This is a genomic window from Streptomyces sp. NPDC003393 (assembly GCF_053589015.1).
Map to the genome: position 1 here is coordinate 382,997 of NZ_JBSFRB010000002.1, position 15,753 is coordinate 398,749.

Genomic DNA, 15,753 nt, shown 5'->3' on the forward strand with positions numbered 1-15,753 from the left:
GCGAGGTGGCTATGGTAGGGGCTCCACTGGACACCACCAGAGCCGACAGGGGAGGTGCGGCTGCGTCTGTGGATCGGGGAGGAGTGCTACGGCGCTTTCTCGGATCGGCAGGCAGGCCGAAATCCGTGACCGACACAGCTGCTGACCCGAGCCGCGCCGACGCCATCGCCTCGACCGCGACCTTCTCGAGCGACGCGGACGGGCAGGCGTGGACTCCGCCCACCTGGGAGGAGATCGTCAGCACGCACAGCGGTCGCGTCTACCGCCTGGCCTACCGCCTCACCGGCAACCAGCACGACGCCGAGGACCTCACCCAGGAGGTCTTCGTCCGCGTCTTCCGCTCGCTGTCGACCTACACGCCGGGCACCTTCGAGGGCTGGCTGCACCGCATCACCACGAACCTCTTCCTGGACATGGTCCGCCGCAAGCAGCGCATCCGCTTCGACGCGCTCGGCGAGGACGCGGCCGAGCGGCTGGCCAGCAAGGAGCCCACCCCGCAGCAGCTCTTCAACGACGCGCACTTCGACGCGGACGTCCAGCAGGCGCTGGACACCCTTGCGCCGGAGTTCCGCGCCGCGGTCGTCCTGTGCGACATCGAGGGCCTGTCCTACGAGGAGATCGCCGCGACCCTCGGCGTCAAGCTCGGCACGGTCCGCTCCCGTATCCACCGAGGCCGCTCGCAGCTGCGCAAGGCCCTCGCGCACCGCTCGCCCGAGGCGCGGGCCGAGGCCCGGGCCGAGCGCCGCAGCTTCATGCCCCGGGTTCCCGCGCTGGGAGGAGGGGGCGCGACCGCGTGAGTGGATCACGAACCGACCATGCCGCGAGCGGCCTCGCGGAACAGCATCTGGGAGACCGGCTCTCCGCCCTGGTGGACGGAGAGCTCGGTCACGCCACGCGTGAGCGCGTCCTGGCCCATGTCGCCACCTGTCCGAAGTGCAAGGCGGAGGTCGACGCGCAGCGCCGGCTGAAGAACGTCTTCGCCGAGACGGCCCCGCCGCCGCCCTCCGAGAGCTTCCTGGCCCGCCTCCAGGGCCTGCCCGCGGGAGGCGACGGCGACGGTGGCTCCTCGTCGGCCTCCGGAGGCTTCCCGGGCTTCTCCGGGGGAGCGGGCGCGTTCGGTGTGCGGCGCGGCGACCCGTTCGAGTTCCGCTATGTGCCGGTCGGCCCCCACTCCTCCGCTCTCGATGAGCCGGAGCGGCAGAGCGGCTTCCGGGTACACCCCGTCGGCCGCCCCGAAGGTGAACGCTCGGCCTCCCGGGGCCTGCGGTTCGCGTTCGTCGCCGCCGGGGCGGTTTCGCTGGCCGCGGTGGCCCTGGGCGGGGTGACCACCGGAGCCGCGGGCGATGTGGGCACCGAGGCGCGCGGCGGCTCCGGGGCGGGCAGCAATGTGACCCCGGCGGGTACGGGCAGCGGTGGCGCGGTGACGGGTTCCGCCGCCACGCGACGCCGTCAGCCGGCCGTACCCCTGCTCGCGCAGGCCCAGCGCTCGTCCGCCGACGCGGTGCCGGTGGCGCCCACCTCGCTGTCCGCGCCGCTGCTCCCCGGGGCGGCCACCACGGCGACCGGACCCGTGCGGAACACGGCGCGACCGCCGGTGACGCCCGTGGCACCCGGCGGGTCGGCCGTGTCCCCGCTGATACGTCCGCTCGGCCCGCCCGCGCCCGTCTCCCTGACCGCCTGGTCGCCCGACCCTCAGCTCCGAGCACCCGGCCCGCTCGCCGCACCCGTCCCCGGCCCCACGTCCGCTTCCCCCACTCACCCCGCCTCGCACCGGGCGCACTGACCGGCGCGGACACCTCTGCGCGGTGACCCGCGAACCTGGTTGAATCCAGGTGGCCGCGCCCATGACACCGCTCAGGGCGCGGCAGTCGACGAAGCACGGTCACCGCCGACGAGGCGTGCCGCGGGCACCTGTGGGGAGAGCATGAACGAGGGGAAGCCCACGAAGTCCACCCGCCCGAGGTGGTGGACCCGGTCCCGGTCGGTCGCTCCGGCCGGGCCGGTGGACACGGCAGCCGCGGGTGAGCCCGGGGAGCCGGCCGGGACCGTGGGCGCGCAGCCGGGCCCACCGACGCCCCGGGGGAGCGGCAGCGGGGACTACGAGCTGCGGCGTCCCCACGCGCGCCCGCGCGAGGACGCTGCCCCGGACGGGGACGACGGCGACTTCCCCCTCGCCCGTCCCGCCTCCACGGACCCCGGCGGCGACCCGACCGGCCCCGGACCGGCCGACGCGGCCGACCGCGCGACGAACGCCATGGCGACCCCGCCCGGGGACGGCGTGGCGGCGCGGGCGGTCCCCAGCCCGGCGGAACCTGCTGGGGACGGCGCGGCGGAGCGCGCCGCGGACGGTGCCGGTGACCGCCCGGTCGCCGCTCCCGGTGACGCCGTGCACCCCGCCGAACGGCCCACGCCCCTCCACGAGCCCGACCCCTACAGCACTCCGCCGTACGGCGAACCGGGCCCCTGGGCCCCGGCCCCGCCGGTCCAGCACCCGGCGGTGACACCCGCACCCGGCCCGACACAGACCCAGGGTTCCGCGCCGGCGGCCCCGGCCCCGGTGCCGGCTCCCGGCACCCCAGCGGCGGCTGTCCCGGCCCCACCGCACGCCACCCCGGCCCCGGCCCCCCTGCCCACGGACCCGTCAGTGTCGATCAGCCGGCCGCCCGGTGCTCCGGCCCCGGCCTGCCCCTCGCCGGCCGACGGTGACGCCCGTGCCGCCGCCGAGCCGACGGGCCGGACACCGGCCCCGGACGCCGCGTCCGTCCACGACGGCGTCCACCCGGCCGTCCCGTCTCCTCAGGTCGCCGCGGACGGGCCCGCCGCGCCCGGCCCCTGGCAGCGGTACGACCCCTGGGCCGCGGCTCCCCTCGGCGGGCCGTTGCAGCACAGCGGGGCCCAGGCGCCGAACGCGGAGCGGCGGCGGAGGCGGGTGCGCCGGGTCCTGGTCGGCGGGGCCGTGGTGCTCGCGCTGGTCTCCGGAGGGCTCGGCGGGCTCGTGGGGGCGTACGTCGAGCGCAACGGCGGCGTGGGCGCCGTGGAGCTGCCGCAGGCCGGGAAGGAGCCCGCGGGGCGAGCCCCGGACAGCGTCGCGGGCATCGCGGCCCGCGCCCTGCCCAGCGTGGTGACCCTGCACGTGACCGGCTCGGAGGAGCAGGGCACCGGCACCGGCTTCGTGCTCGACCGCCTCGGCCACATCCTCACCAACAACCACGTCGTCGAACCCGCCGCCACCGGCGGCGCCGCGGGCGACATATCGGTGACCTTCAGCGGCGGCCAGACCGCGAAGGCCACCATCGTCGGCCGCGACACCGGCTACGACCTCGCCGTCGTCCAGGTCCGCGGCGTGCGCGGGCTGACGCCGATGCCCCTCGGCAACAGCGACAACGTGCAGGTGGGCGACCCGGTCGTGGCCATCGGCGCGCCCTTCGACCTCGCCAACACCGTCACCTCCGGCATCATCAGTGCCAAGGAGCGCCCCATCACGGCCGGCGGGGAGAAGGGCGACGGAAGCGATCTCTCGTACGTCGACGCGTTGCAGACGGACGCGCCCATCAACCCGGGCAACTCCGGCGGGCCCCTCCTCGACTCCCGGGGCCGGGTCATCGGCATCAACTCGGCCATTCGCTCCGCCGACAGCGGCTCGGACCCGCAGACCGGCCAGGCGGGTTCCATCGGGCTCGGCTTCGCCATCCCGGTCAACCAGGCCAAGCGCGTCGCCGAGGAGCTGATCAACACGGGCCGGGCCAGCCATCCGGTGATCGGCGTGACCCTGGACATGAGTTATGCGGGGGACGGCGCGAAGGTCGGCGCCAAGGGGCGTGACGGCGGTTCCGCGGTCACCCCGGGCGGACCCGGTGCCAAGGCCGGGATCAAGGCCGGTGACGTGATCACCGCCGTGGACGGCCAGGACGTCCACTCGGGTGAGGAGCTGATCGTCAAGACGCGTGCCCACCGCCCGGGCGACCGCCTGGAGCTGACCATCGAACGTGGCGGCACACAGCGGAAGGGCTCCCTCGTGCTCGGGTCCTCGAACAGTGACTGACGCGAAGCTCACAGGGAAGCCCGCCCGGGCCGCGACACGGGACAACACAGGGCGGCCACAAGGCGAACAAGCCGGAAATCCGGACGGGCGCGCGCACTCCGGGACCTCGGGACGGTACCGGGAGCGTACATGGGACGGGTACCGTGGTTGCGGCCCGGACCACGGTTGAGCCCGCGCACGCCGGACCACCCGAGGGCCGAGGACACGGACATCGCAAGGAGCTTCAGGTGTTCAATGACATAGGACCGCTCGAGCTGGTGACGATCATCGTCCTGGCCGTGCTCGTGTTCGGTCCGGACAAGCTCCCGAAGGTCATCCAGGACGTGATGCGCACGATCCGGAAGATCCGCGAGTTCTCGGAGAGCGCCAAGCAGGACATCCGCCAGGAGCTGGGCCCGGAGTTCAAGGACTTCGAGTTCGAGGACCTCAACCCCAAGACGTTCATCCGCAAGCAGTTGGAGAACGAGGACCTGGGGCTGAAGGAGATCCGCAACGGCTTCGACCTGAAGAAGGAGATGGCCGAGGTCACGGACGCCGTCCACAGCCGTGACTCCGACTCGGTGTCCTCCTCGTCCTCCTCGTCGGGTTCGGCAGGCAGCCGGGTCGACATGACCAAGAAGCCCGAGGACGGCACCGGCCACGACGACCGCCCGCCCTTCGACGCGGACGCCACGTAGCCCGACGCGGTCCGGACGGATACCGCCCGGACCGACGCCGTCCGGTCCACGGCCGGGTCACAGCGGTCCCGCGAGCCGCGACCCGGGCCGTCCGCTCGCCCCCGCCCGCACGGTCCCGTGCGGTCCCGCACAGCCCCGTACGGCCCGAACCCGCTCCGTTCCGCGACCCACGCGCCGGGTGATTTCCCGGCTGCCCGAGACGGGCTCGATATGCTGACGAGTTGTTGTGCGGACCGGACGCGTACGCCCGAAGGGGGGCGGGCAGCCCCGGTCCCGCGAGAGCGAGGAGGCGTCCGGGTACATGGAGACGACAAGTAGGGCGGTCGCGCAGGCGCCGGCCGCGGAGGACGGGCAGCAGCGGCCCTCCGCCCAGCGCACGGTCGACGGCTACCTGCTGGCGCCCTTCCCGTGGTACGGCCTCGACGAGGCCTTCACGGGGCCGCGCTGGCTGATGCAGGTCGGCACCTCTGCCGACGGTTCCGTCGAACACGGTTCGATCGGGCACGGCGACGAGCCCTCCGTGCGCAACGAGTTCATGTCCGGTTCCCCGGACGACCCCAAGGAGAGGTTCGCGGTCGTCGTCACCGTCGCCGCCAACCCCGTGCGGCGCCTCGCCGACGGCACGGGGCAGCTGGAGGCCACCACCGTCTCCTCGGCGGCCTGGCTCGCCGGAGTGGGCCTGCTGTCCTTCACCTGGCCCATGCAGATGGACCACGCCCTGCGCGACGACTGGCTGGAGCAGCAGACCGAGACGGCGTGGGTGCTCGCCGACGACCTGACCGGCCCGGACTGGTCGACCCTGTCCCTGCCCGTCGACGGCGTCCCGGCCCCCTTCCACTACCGCGAGTCCGAGTTCGGCTGGGTGCTCGCGGGGTCGACCCAGGAAGGGGTCCACGTGGGGGCGTACGGCCGGGGCATGAGCGCGTACGGGCTCGGCTTCGCCAAGGTCAAGGACATCACCGCCTACGCGTGACCCCGGCGACGAGAGGGGCGCCGTCCACAGCGGGCGGCGCCCCTTTTCGTCGTACGAGCGCCTGAACCGGACCGAGGGGCTCGGGCGCCCGCCCGGAGGCTCAGAACTTCCTCTGACAGAGCAGCAGGTCACCGATCGTGCAGGGCCTCCGGGGCCGTCTCCGGGCCGTCGTGGTGGGAGGGCCCTTCAGCGAAGAGGGCATCTACAGCGGTCCGGGTCCGGCTGGCGTCGTCCCATGGTCACGACAGCTGTCGGGATATAGCCCTGCGGCCCGATCGCACTCGTCATGAGCGGCATGCAGAGTGTCCAAATGGGAGCAACAACCGGCAAGACACTGGGATCGCTTGGTAGAACCTCGGTCCTGTTCTTCGCGATGGGGAGTCTTGACGCGGTGAGCCCTGGAGGGAGCTCGGACACTTTTCACGGCTTTCCTCCGCTTTGTTGCGCTTCTGAGTGCTGACGAGGTGCTTCCTCCAAGCTCTCGACGTCGCACGAGCAGGGGGCTTCCCCCACGGCGCGACCGCGCGCAGCCAGGGCGACTACGGCGCCAGCCCCTACGGCCGTCCCGCCCGCCAGGGCGAAGCACACGCCCAACGGCATCCGTCCGATCAGCAATCCCGCCACCAGTGATCCTGTCGAACTCCCGGCGTTCACCGCCATGTTCACCCACGCCCCCGCCTGCGTGCGGGAGCTCCCAGGAACCGTCTCGTCGGCCAGGACGTAGGCCGTCGTCAGTGCGGGGGCGATGAAGGCACCCGCGCAGGTCATGACCGCTGTGAGGAACCACAGGCTGGAGGCCGGGCCTGCCGCGGCGAGCACCAGGCCGAGGGCTACCGCGAAGCAGCACAAGCGGACTCGGGGCGACGCCCGCCACTCCACCACACCGTTGACCAGACCGCCCACCGCGCTACCCACCGACAGCGCGCCCAGCACCCAGGGGATCAAGGCGGTGTCGTACGAGTGTTGTCTGACGAAGGCCATCACCAGCAGGTCCACGCCGCTCAAGGCCAGTCCGACACCGGCGGCCACGGCAACCGCAGGTAGCAGGCCCGAGAGCGCGCCGAGCTTCTGCCTGCCGGACGCGGGGCGCGGGCCGGGCATCGCCGGGGACGCGACGAAAACACAGGTACCAGCCACATTCAGAAACGCGCTCAGCAGAATGCTGGATGCCGGCGGCGCGAAGCCCACCAACACACCGACCAGGACCGGGCCGGAGACGTAAAGCAGCTCCTCGGCGACTCCATCGAGACTATAGGCGCGCAGCACGAGGCGCCGGTCGGCGATGAGCTCGGACCACAGGGCGCGCATGGTCGGACCCAGAGGTGGTGCACAGGCGCCCGCGAGGGTCGCGGCCGCAGCCATGGCCGACGCGGGCGCGCCGGGGCGCCAGGTCAGGGCAGCCAGCAGGGTCAGTAGGGCGCAGTAAAGAGCCGACATTGGCAGCAGGGCGCGGCGTGGACCATGGCGGTCGATGAGGGACGCCCTTAGAGGCATCAGGAAGACCGTCGCGGCGCCGAAGAGGGACATCACGGCGCCGGAGAGCGCGTAGGACTCGGTGGCCCGGGTGACGGACAGCATCACCGCGAGAGAGACCGTGCCGTAGGACAGGCGGGCAGTCAGGGCAGACGTGAAGGTGCGACGCGCGTACGGGACGCGCAGGACGGCGGCGTACGAGGGCCGCGAAGGGTGCGTGGACACGCAGGAGTTCCTCTGTGGCAGGCGGAAGAAGGCGACCGAAGGACGTACGGGCCTCTCGTCGGCCCCACGACCCGGTGTGCCTGCTACGCCAAAATGAGGAACATGTGGATCACCATAGCGGTCCGGTGCGGAAGCAGCCAAGGGCGACGGACCACGTGCCCCCCTGCGTGCCCGGTGACGGGGAGCACCGGGGAATGTCGGTGCGCTTCTCCGAAACGTGCAGGTCAGCGTCTCGCCAGGTCACGCCCCACCCGGTTGCGCGATCTTCCGAACTGGTGACATGCCACACATACGTCAGCCGCCTACGGCAGGACCGCCGACCGAACAACCGGCCCGGACGGGAGGCGTGTCAGAAGTCCTGGCCAGGTTCGGCTTGTGAACCACCGCCGCTCGGATGCCGGGGTGTCCCGCGAGTCTGACTTGCCCCCTATCAGGTGGTCCTGGCGGAGACTGATTGGGGTTCGTTCCAGACGGCCTTCGGGAACGGTGAGGACCTTCCCGGGGTGCTGGCGCGGTTGTTGGAGCCCGATCCCAAGGTATGGCGCCGGCATCCTCACCCACCCGGCGGCCATGACCCTCCGGCCCTATCGCAAAGTCCCCATCCGCGCGACGCTGTTGAACTGGTTGGTTTCCACGGCCTACGACGCCTCCGGCGAGATCGTTGGCCGCACGGAGCAGTACTTCCCTGGCTTCCTCGCGCACGACTCCATCGTGGCGTCCTTCCGGGACCTGCGCCCGATGCTTTATCGGGCCGTCGCACCCTTCATCCAGGACAGCCGCGAGGACGTGCGTGAAGCCGCCGTCATCGGCGCGCTCATCCTCGCCGAACACCCCGCGCTCGCCGAGCACCGCGATCACCTCGCCTTGCACGCGCACGCCATCCTGGACACCAGCGGCGACGCCCCCAACCCGCGTATTGCCCGGAAGGCACTCGAAGCATGGGGCCACGACGTCCCCGACCCCGAACCTTCCCAGGAGGAGCCTGGAACTGGGGGTTACACAGCGATGGCCGCGGCGATCTCGAACCTCCCTTCTGACCCGTACGCGCGCGGCCCAACGTCGGACCACTGCGGGTGAGAGACACCAGCCCGAGGACGCGTGCCGGCCCACTTACTTCGGGATGGAGAGCGGTCGTGCCACATCCGTGCCAGAACGGAGGGGGACTGGCTACCCGACTCGGCGCAAGGCAGGGAACGCACAGGTCACGCCCTACATCGCCCGACCTCGCCCCTGAAGCGGGGATCGTCGGCCGCCACCATTCGAGCCGTCCCTGGGCCGTCCGGCGGCGATCGGCGATGATCAACGATGACCAACGGCGACGGCTCCGCCCCCGGTCAGATAGCTGACCGAGGGCGGAGCCGCAGATCGCAGGCGTCCGATCTCAGAACTTGTTCTTCGGCGTGATCCCCAGCGACAGCCCCGACAGCCCCCGCTGGCGGCCGCCCAGCTTGCCCGCGATCGCATGCAGGGCGGACCCCGCCGGGGAGTCCGGGTCGGTCAGGACGACCGGCTTGCCCTCGTCGCCGCCCTCGCGCAGGCGGACGTCGATGGGGATGCTGCCGAGGACCGGGACGGTGGCGCCGGTGGTGCGGGTCAGGCCGTCGGCGACCAGCTGGCCGCCGCCCGTGCCGAAGACGTCGACCATCTCGCCGCAGTGCGGGCAGGGCAGGCCGGACATGTTCTCGACCACGCCGACGATCTTCTGGTGGGTCTGCACGGCGATCGAGCCGGCCCGCTCGGCGACCTCGGCGGCGGCCTGCTGAGGCGTCGTCACGACCAGGATCTCGGCGTTCGGGACCAGCTGGGCCACGGAGATCGCGATGTCGCCGGTGCCTGGCGGCAGGTCCAGGAGCAGCACGTCCAGGTCGCCCCAGTACACGTCCGCCAGGAACTGCTGGAGCGCGCGGTGCAGCATCGGACCGCGCCAGACGACCGGCGCGTTGCCCGGGGTGAACATGCCGATGGAGATGACCTTCACGCCGTTCGCCGACGGCGGCATGATCATGTTCTCGACCTGGGTCGGGCGGCCGTCCGCACCGAGCATCCGCGGCACACTGTGGCCGTAGATGTCGGCGTCGACCACGCCCACCTTCAGGCCGTCGGCCGCCATCGCCGCCGCCAGGTTCACCGTCACCGAGGACTTGCCGACGCCGCCCTTGCCGGAGGCGACCGCGTACACCCGGGTGAGGTTGCCCGGTTTGGCGAAGGGGACCTCGCGCTCGGCCTGGCCGCCGCGCAGGGCGTTCGCCAGCTCCTTGCGCTGCTCGTCGCTCATGACGTCGAGCGAGACGTCGACGCGGGTGACGCCCTCGACGCGCGAGACGGCGTCGGACACACGCTGGGTGATCGTCTCGCGCATGGGACAGCCGGAGACCGTCAGGTAGACGGTGACCGCGACCGCTCCGTCCTCACCGATCTCCACGGATTTGACCATTCCGAGTTCGGTGATGGGCCGGTGGATCTCGGGGTCGTCAACCGTCGCCAGCGCTGCGCGCACCGCGTCTTCCGTAACCATAAGGACGATGGTACGGCCCGCGGCGGCGACGCCGGGACCCCCGTCAGCGGTCGTCCATGTCACGTCCGCGCGAGCGATCCGCCGGGAATACGGCGTGTTCGCGATGACCGTCCTGCAGTTCCTGCAGCTCCTTCATCATGTCCTGCAGCTCGGAGCGGATCCAGTCGCGGGTCGCCACCTCGCCCAGGCCGGTGCGCAGCGCGGCGATCTCCCGGGTCAGGTACTCGGTGTCGGCGATGGACCGCTCGTTCTGCTTGCGGTCCTGTTCCAGGTTGACCCGGTCGCGGTCGTCCTGCCGGTTCTGCGCCAGCAGGATCAGCGGGGCGGCGTAGGAGGCCTGAAGGGACAGCGCCAGCGTCAGGAAGATGAACGGGTACTCGTCGAAACGCAGATGGCGCGGTGCCGCGACGTTCCACAGCACCCACACCAGGATCACCACCGTCATCCAGACCAGGAACCGCCCGGTGCCGATGAAGCGGGCGATCCGCTCCGACATCCGTCCGAAGGCCTCCGGGTCGTACTCCGGCAGCAGCCTGCGCCGCGGAGCGCGCGGCTGGTCCAGCCGGTTCGCCCGGGGCCGGCCGGCGGCGGTGGCGCCCGCCGGGTGGCGCTCGCGGGTGCCGTCCCGGTCAGCTGCCATGGGCGGCCGCCCCCTTGCCCGGTCCGGCGGCAGGCTTTCCGTCCGCCTGGTCGTCCAGATGGAACTCGGTCTCGCGCCAGTCCTCCGGCAGCATGTGGTCCAGCACGTCGTCCACGGTGACCGCCCCCAGCAGCGAGCCGGCCTCGTCGACGACGGGCGCCGCCACCATGTCGTACGTCGCGAAGAACCCGGCGACCACGGGCAGCTCGGCCTCGGGGGCGAGCGGCTGGAGGTCGTCGTCGACGAGCGAGCTGACCAGGGTGTAGGGCGGGTCGCGCAACAGCCGCTGGAAGTGGACCGTGCCCAGGTACTTCCCGGTCGGCGTCTCGTCGGGCGGACGGCAGACGTAGACCTGGGCGGCCAGCGCGGGGGACAGGTCCGGGTTGCGGACCCGGGCCAGGGCGTCGGCGACGGTCGCGTCCGGGCGCAGCACGATCGGCTCGGTCGTCATCAGACCGCCCGCGGTGTGCTCCTCGTACGACATCAGCCGCCGCATGTCGGCCGCGTCGGAGGGCTGCATCAGGCCCAGCAGCCGCTCCTGCTCCTCCACGGGCAGCTCGCCGAGCAGGTCGGCCGCGTCGTCCGGGTCCATGGCCTCCAGGACGTCGGCCGCGCGCTCGTCCTTCAGCTTGCCGAGGATCTCGATCTGGTCGTCCTCGGGGAGCTCCTCGAGGACGTCGGCGAGCCGGTCGTCGTCGAGGGCGGCGGCGACCTCGGCGCGCCGTTTGGGGGAGAGGTGGTGCAGCACGTTGGCGAGGTCCGCGGGGCGCAGCTGTTCGAACGTGGCGAGCAGGTTCTCCGCGCCCTGCCCGTGCTCCTCCAGGGAGAAGCCGGTGACCGCCGACCATTCGACCGTCAGCGTCTCGCCCCTGCCGCGCCGGAACGCGCCGCCCTTGCGTCCCTTGCGCACGAAGACCCGGTCGACCTCCCAGTCCCGGCGCGCCGGCAGCTGCTGCACCGACAGGTCCAGGACGGTGACCTCCTCGCCGGTCTCCACCAGCGTCACCCGTCGGTCCAGCAGTTCGCCGAAGACGAGCCGCTCGGTGGGCCGCTGCTCGAACCGCCGGACGTTGAGCACGCCCGTGGTGATGACCTCGCCGGACTCGATGCTCGTCACCCGGGTCATGGGCAGAAAGATGCGCCGCCGGGTGGAGAGCTCGACGACCAGCCCGAGCAGCCGGGGCGGCCGGCGCCCGACGCGCAGCATGACGACCAGATCCCGCACCCGCCCCACCTGGTCGCCGGTCGGATCGAAGACGGCGACGCCGGACAGGTGCGAGACGAAGATCCGCGGGGCGCCCGCTGCCATGGCCGCGCCTCCCTTGTCGTTGTGCCTGCTGTGCCGTTGTGCGTGCTGTGCCCGTTGTGGCGTGCTCTGCCGTTTGCGCGTGCTCGTGATGCCGACGGCATCTCGTGGGTGTGGTGGGTCCCTTTTCCCGCTTGCCCGTTCAGGTGGGCTTCAGGCTAGCCCGTCCGGTTCGGATACGCCCTGGTGAGCGGTCCGGACGGACTGACTCCGCTCCTCGGCCGAGGCACCGGTACGCTGCGTTACGCCGCTTCGGGTACCACCCGTCGCACCTCTCGCATGCCTCGCACCCGTCGCTCCCGTCAGAAAGGCAGCGCCACCTGTGACCGGGATTCCCCAGGGCCGCCGTTCCCGCCGGGCCGCGTCGGTGAGAGCGCTGTGCGCCCTGGTCGCCGTCGTGGGAGCGGGCCTTGCGGGGTGCTCCGAGAAGGATCCGGACGCGGGCACCAACGGCGTCGGCAAACTGCCTGCCGACAAGATCCAGGCCATGACGCGGACGGCCGCGGAGTCCGCGGACGCCGTGCACCTGTCCGGGAACGTCGTGAGCAACGGCCGCACGTACCGGCTCGACATGCGCCTGAAGCCCGACGGTGGATCGGGGTCGGTCACCTCGCAGGGAGTGACCTTCCGGCTGCTGCGGATCGGCAAGAAGCTGTATCTGAAGGCGAACGCCGAGTTCTGGAGCCACGCCGACGGCGACGGCAAGGACGGGGGCGGCGGCACGGACACGGGCGCCGCCAGGAAGCTCGACGGCAAGTACGTGAAGGTGCCGCCGAACGACCCCGCATACCACCGCTTCAGCGGTTTCACCGACAAGAACGTCCTCCTCGACGGTCTGCTGACGCTGCAGGGCACCCTGGTCGCGGACGGCCACCACGAGCAGTCCGGCGTCCGCACCATCCGCATCACCGGCGGCAAGGGAACCGGCGGCACCCTGGACGTGTCCCTGGAGGGCAGGCCCTACCCGGTGCGCCTGGTGCGGGCCGGCGACGCGGGCACACTCACCTTCTCGGAGTGGGGCAAGGACTTCTCCCTGAAGGAACCGGGCCGGAGCGACACGGTCGACTACGGCAAGCAGCTGCCGGCGTCCTGAGACACCCGCACCGTCATGCTCGCCCTTCCCCCCGGTCCCCCTGCTGCTTCCGCCGCCGCTTCCGCAGCAGCCGGGGCAGACCGGCCGGGATCGGCTCACGGGTCGTCGCGGGCGTCGGCAGCGGCGCCTCCGCCAGCGAGTCGTCGGGCAGCGGCGCGACCGTCCCCGTCGGCTCCAGGCGCACGACGCGGCACTCCCGGGCCCACCGGGCGGTCATGGCCTCGCCGTCGGGGGCGTTCAGGCGCTTGCCCTTGAGCTCGGCCACCGCCGCCTGCCACGCCTCGGACCCGGGTGCGAGCTCCACGACCTTCGCGGCCCAGGTGACCAGCCGGCCGCCCTTGTCCTTGCTGCGCACCGTCACCTCGGCGACGCCGCCGTCGGCCAGGTGCCCCAGCGGCTGCTCGCCGGGGCCGTCGCCGACCAGGCAGGCCGCGCCCTCGTGCCAGACGTGCCAGAGGGCACGGGCCGGGACGCCGGGGGCCTTGACCCAGATGAGGCCGGACTTCTTCGTGGCCTCCTCGACGAGGGCCCGGTCGAGCGTCGCTCTTGTCATGGCAGAAGACTAACGAGCAGCCGGGCCCCGCCCACGAGGGCAGTCGCCGCGACGAGCGGCCTCACAGCCACCCGTTCCGCTTCAGCGTGCGGTGGATGCCGAGACAGATCGCGACCGTGATGCTCATGATCGCCGGGTAGCCGTACTTCCAGTGCAGTTCCGGCATGTACTTGAAGTTCATGCCGTACACCCCGCACACCATCGTCGGGACGGCGATGATCGCGGCCCAGGCGGTGATCTTGCGCATGTCCTCGTTCTGCGCCACGGACGCCTGGGCGAGGTTGGCCTGGAGGATGGAGTTGAGCAGTTCGTCGAAGGCGATGACCTGCTCCTGGACGCGGGCGAGGTGGTCGGCGACGTCCCGGAAGTAGTTCTGGATGTCCGGGTCGATCAGCCGCATCGGCCGCTCGCTCAGCAGCTGCATGGGCCGCAGCAGCGGCGAGACCGCCCGCTTGAACTCCATGACCTCGCGCTTGAGCTGGTAGATCCGGCCGGCGTCGGTGCCGCGCGGGGTCCGGCCCCGGCCCGGCGAGAACACCTCGGTCTCGACCTCGTCCACGTCGTCCTGGAGGGCGGAGGCGACCGCGATGTAGCCGTCGACGACATGGTCGGCGATGGCGTGCAGTACGGCCGAGGGGCCCTTGGCCAGCAGTTCGGGGTCGTCCTGGAGCCGGTGCCGCAAGGCGCGCAGCGAGCCCTGGCCGCCGTGCCGGACGGTGATGAAGAACTCCCGCCCGGTGAAGCACATCACCTCGCCGGTCTCGACGACCTCGCTGTTGGCGGTGAGCCGGTCGTGGTCGACGTAGTGGACGGTCTTGAACACGGTGAAGAGGGAGTCGTCGTAGCGCTCCAGCTTGGGCCGCTGGTGGGCCTGGACCGCGTCCTCGACGGCCAGCGGGTGCAGCCCGAACTCGGTGGCGATACCGGCGAATTCCGCCTCGGTCGGCTCGTGCAGCCCGATCCACACGAAGCCGCCGTCGCGCCGCACCTGACGCATGGCCTCCTGCGGGGTGAGCGGCTTCGGCGTCTCGACGCGGGCGCCGTCGCGGTAGACGGCGCAGTCGACGACGGCGGAGGGCGTCGCCGGGTCGCGCGTGGTGTCGTACGCGCCGGTCTCCTTGCGCGGCGCCGGACGGGACGGGCGGACCACGGCACGCAGGTCACGAATCATCGACATGGCGGGGCTCCTTCGCGACGAGCAACGAAGAGCCGCCGACAGCGGTCGGAACTGCCCGGAATGAGGACGTCCGGTGCGTAGATGTTTCGCACGTCCACAAAGCGGGGAGCACCGCACACGTCGCGGTGGCAGGCTTCATTGCTGATTCAGCTACTGACGCAGATCAGGCAAAGCGAGACGAAGTGCTCTTCCACGTGAAGACGCGCATACGGGAGGCGGTGGCCGGAGAGTACGAGCAGACGCAACCGGAGAAGGCTGCGTCAACGGCGGGAAGAGCGGGTGCTACTGCACGGTCGACTTCGATCCATGACAGCCCCACCTCCTCCGGCCGGTCCCTCGTAAGGGAGTTCCATCGGCGTCGGGACAGAAAGCGACGCTTCTGCGTGCTGCCCCGAACCACCGGGCAAGAATAACAGTCGGCCGACCTGTCAAGGCGCCGCTTTGCCCGCTGCTGACGAGTTCTATGCTCGCCGCATGGTTGATGTTCTTCCTCTGGTCGAGGCCCGGCTGCGCTCCGCGCTGGGCGAGCCGGACGCGCGGGCGGCGGTCACCTTCCTCGGCACGGACCGTATCGAGGTGCTCCGCTTCACCGGCGAGGACGGGGAGGGAGCCATCGTCCGCTACGCCACACTCGGCATGTCCGCGCACCCGATGACGGATCCCACGGCGATGCTCGCGGACCCCGTCAAGGGGCCGCGCGCCGAACTGGTCCTGTCGGTCAGGGCCGGACTCGCCGACACCGCTCAGGTGCTCCGCCCGCTGGCCGTGCTGGCCGCGTCCCCGCAGGTCGAGGGCGTGGTCGTGGCGCCGGGCGCCTCGCTCGACGTGGGCGAGCCGCTGTGGCCCGGCGCGCCCTTCACGTCGGTCCTGGTGGCCGAGCCGGGCGGCCTGGTGGAGGACCTGGAGCTCGACGCGCCGCTGGACCCCGTGCGGTTCCTGCCGCTGCTGCCGATGACCCCGAACGAGGCCGCCTGGAAGCGGGTGCACGGCGCGCAGGCCCTCCAGGAGCGCTGGCTGACGAACGGGACGGACCTGCGGGACCCCGTCCGCCGGTCCGTCCCGCTGGAGTGACCGATCTC

Annotated in this window: 14 protein-coding genes; 8 read left to right on the forward strand and 6 right to left on the reverse strand. The window is 71.8% G+C overall.

Annotated elements, in window-relative coordinates; all coding sequences use genetic code 11:
* Positions 1–83 precede the first annotated feature (83 nt).
* The 5 genes from sigE (at position 84) to ACWDUZ_RS03800 (ending at position 5,692) form a co-directional block, all read left to right on the forward strand.
* Positions 84–797 (forward strand): RNA polymerase sigma factor SigE, encoded by a 714-nt coding sequence (gene sigE / locus ACWDUZ_RS03780; RefSeq protein ID WP_451630135.1) that lies wholly within the window; start codon positions 84–86, stop codon positions 795–797.
* Complete coding sequence (locus ACWDUZ_RS03785; RefSeq protein WP_451630136.1) at positions 794–1,783, forward strand: zf-HC2 domain-containing protein; 990 nt, start codon at positions 794–796, stop codon at positions 1,781–1,783. Before sigE ends, ACWDUZ_RS03785 begins: the two co-directional genes overlap by 4 nt.
* 141 nt (positions 1,784–1,924) lie before the next feature.
* On the forward strand, positions 1,925–4,042 hold the full coding sequence (locus tag ACWDUZ_RS03790) for a trypsin-like peptidase domain-containing protein (RefSeq protein ID WP_451630137.1): 2,118 nt from the start codon (positions 1,925–1,927) through the stop codon (positions 4,040–4,042).
* 227 nt (positions 4,043–4,269) lie between these two features.
* Positions 4,270–4,719 (forward strand): sec-independent translocase, encoded by a 450-nt coding sequence (locus tag ACWDUZ_RS03795; RefSeq protein WP_451630138.1) that lies wholly within the window; start codon positions 4,270–4,272, stop codon positions 4,717–4,719.
* 301 nt (positions 4,720–5,020) lie between these two features.
* A complete protein-coding gene (locus tag ACWDUZ_RS03800; protein ID WP_451630139.1) occupies positions 5,021–5,692 on the forward strand; it encodes a hypothetical protein in 672 nt (223 codons plus the stop codon).
* Between the two features lie 420 nt (positions 5,693–6,112).
* On the opposite strand, the gene ACWDUZ_RS03805 is transcribed toward ACWDUZ_RS03800, so the two are convergent.
* Positions 6,113–7,390: an MFS transporter gene (locus ACWDUZ_RS03805; protein WP_451630140.1), complete on the reverse strand. Its 1,278-nt coding sequence runs from the start codon at positions 7,388–7,390 to the stop codon at positions 6,113–6,115.
* Positions 7,391–7,960: 570 nt separating this feature from the next.
* Between ACWDUZ_RS03805 and ACWDUZ_RS03810 the strand changes: the two genes are divergently transcribed.
* On the forward strand, positions 7,961–8,467 hold the full coding sequence (locus ACWDUZ_RS03810; RefSeq protein ID WP_451630141.1) for a hypothetical protein: 507 nt from the start codon (positions 7,961–7,963) through the stop codon (positions 8,465–8,467).
* 304 nt (positions 8,468–8,771) lie between these two features.
* Here ACWDUZ_RS03810 and ACWDUZ_RS03815 read toward each other — a convergent pair whose 3' ends face one another.
* The 3 genes from ACWDUZ_RS03815 to ACWDUZ_RS03825 are packed head-to-tail and all read right to left on the reverse strand — an operon-like array spanning position 8,772 to position 11,854.
* Positions 8,772–9,905 carry an Mrp/NBP35 family ATP-binding protein gene (locus ACWDUZ_RS03815; protein ID WP_451630142.1) on the reverse strand — a complete coding sequence of 378 codons (1,134 nt, stop codon included), beginning with the start codon at positions 9,903–9,905 and terminating at the stop codon, positions 8,772–8,774.
* A 43-nt stretch (positions 9,906–9,948) separates the two neighbouring features.
* Positions 9,949–10,545 carry a DUF1003 domain-containing protein gene (locus tag ACWDUZ_RS03820; protein WP_451630143.1) on the reverse strand — a complete coding sequence of 199 codons (597 nt, stop codon included), beginning with the start codon at positions 10,543–10,545 and terminating at the stop codon, positions 9,949–9,951.
* A complete protein-coding gene (locus ACWDUZ_RS03825; RefSeq protein WP_451630144.1) occupies positions 10,535–11,854 on the reverse strand; it encodes a magnesium transporter MgtE N-terminal domain-containing protein in 1,320 nt (439 codons plus the stop codon). The genes ACWDUZ_RS03820 and ACWDUZ_RS03825 overlap by 11 nt, the downstream gene beginning before the upstream one ends.
* Positions 11,855–12,173: 319 nt before the next feature.
* Between ACWDUZ_RS03825 and ACWDUZ_RS03830 the strand changes: the two genes are divergently transcribed.
* Positions 12,174–12,944, forward strand: coding sequence for a hypothetical protein (locus ACWDUZ_RS03830; protein WP_451630145.1), 771 nt, complete (start codon positions 12,174–12,176; stop codon positions 12,942–12,944).
* A gap of 13 nt (positions 12,945–12,957) precedes the next feature.
* Here the strand turns inward: ACWDUZ_RS03830 and ACWDUZ_RS03835 are convergent, their stop codons facing one another.
* Together ACWDUZ_RS03835 and ACWDUZ_RS03840 are read right to left on the reverse strand one after the other, a co-directional pair.
* Entirely contained in the window at positions 12,958–13,497 is a 540-nt protein-coding gene (locus ACWDUZ_RS03835; RefSeq protein ID WP_451630146.1) for a hypothetical protein, read from the reverse strand.
* 61 nt (positions 13,498–13,558) lie between these two features.
* Positions 13,559–14,674 (reverse strand): magnesium and cobalt transport protein CorA, encoded by a 1,116-nt coding sequence (locus ACWDUZ_RS03840; RefSeq protein ID WP_451630147.1) that lies wholly within the window; start codon positions 14,672–14,674, stop codon positions 13,559–13,561.
* Between the two features lie 474 nt (positions 14,675–15,148).
* Here ACWDUZ_RS03840 and ACWDUZ_RS03845 point away from each other — a divergent pair, with 474 nt between their 5' ends.
* Positions 15,149–15,745: a suppressor of fused domain protein gene (locus tag ACWDUZ_RS03845; protein WP_451630148.1), complete on the forward strand. Its 597-nt coding sequence runs from the start codon at positions 15,149–15,151 to the stop codon at positions 15,743–15,745.
* The last annotated feature ends 8 nt before the right edge of the window (positions 15,746–15,753 follow it).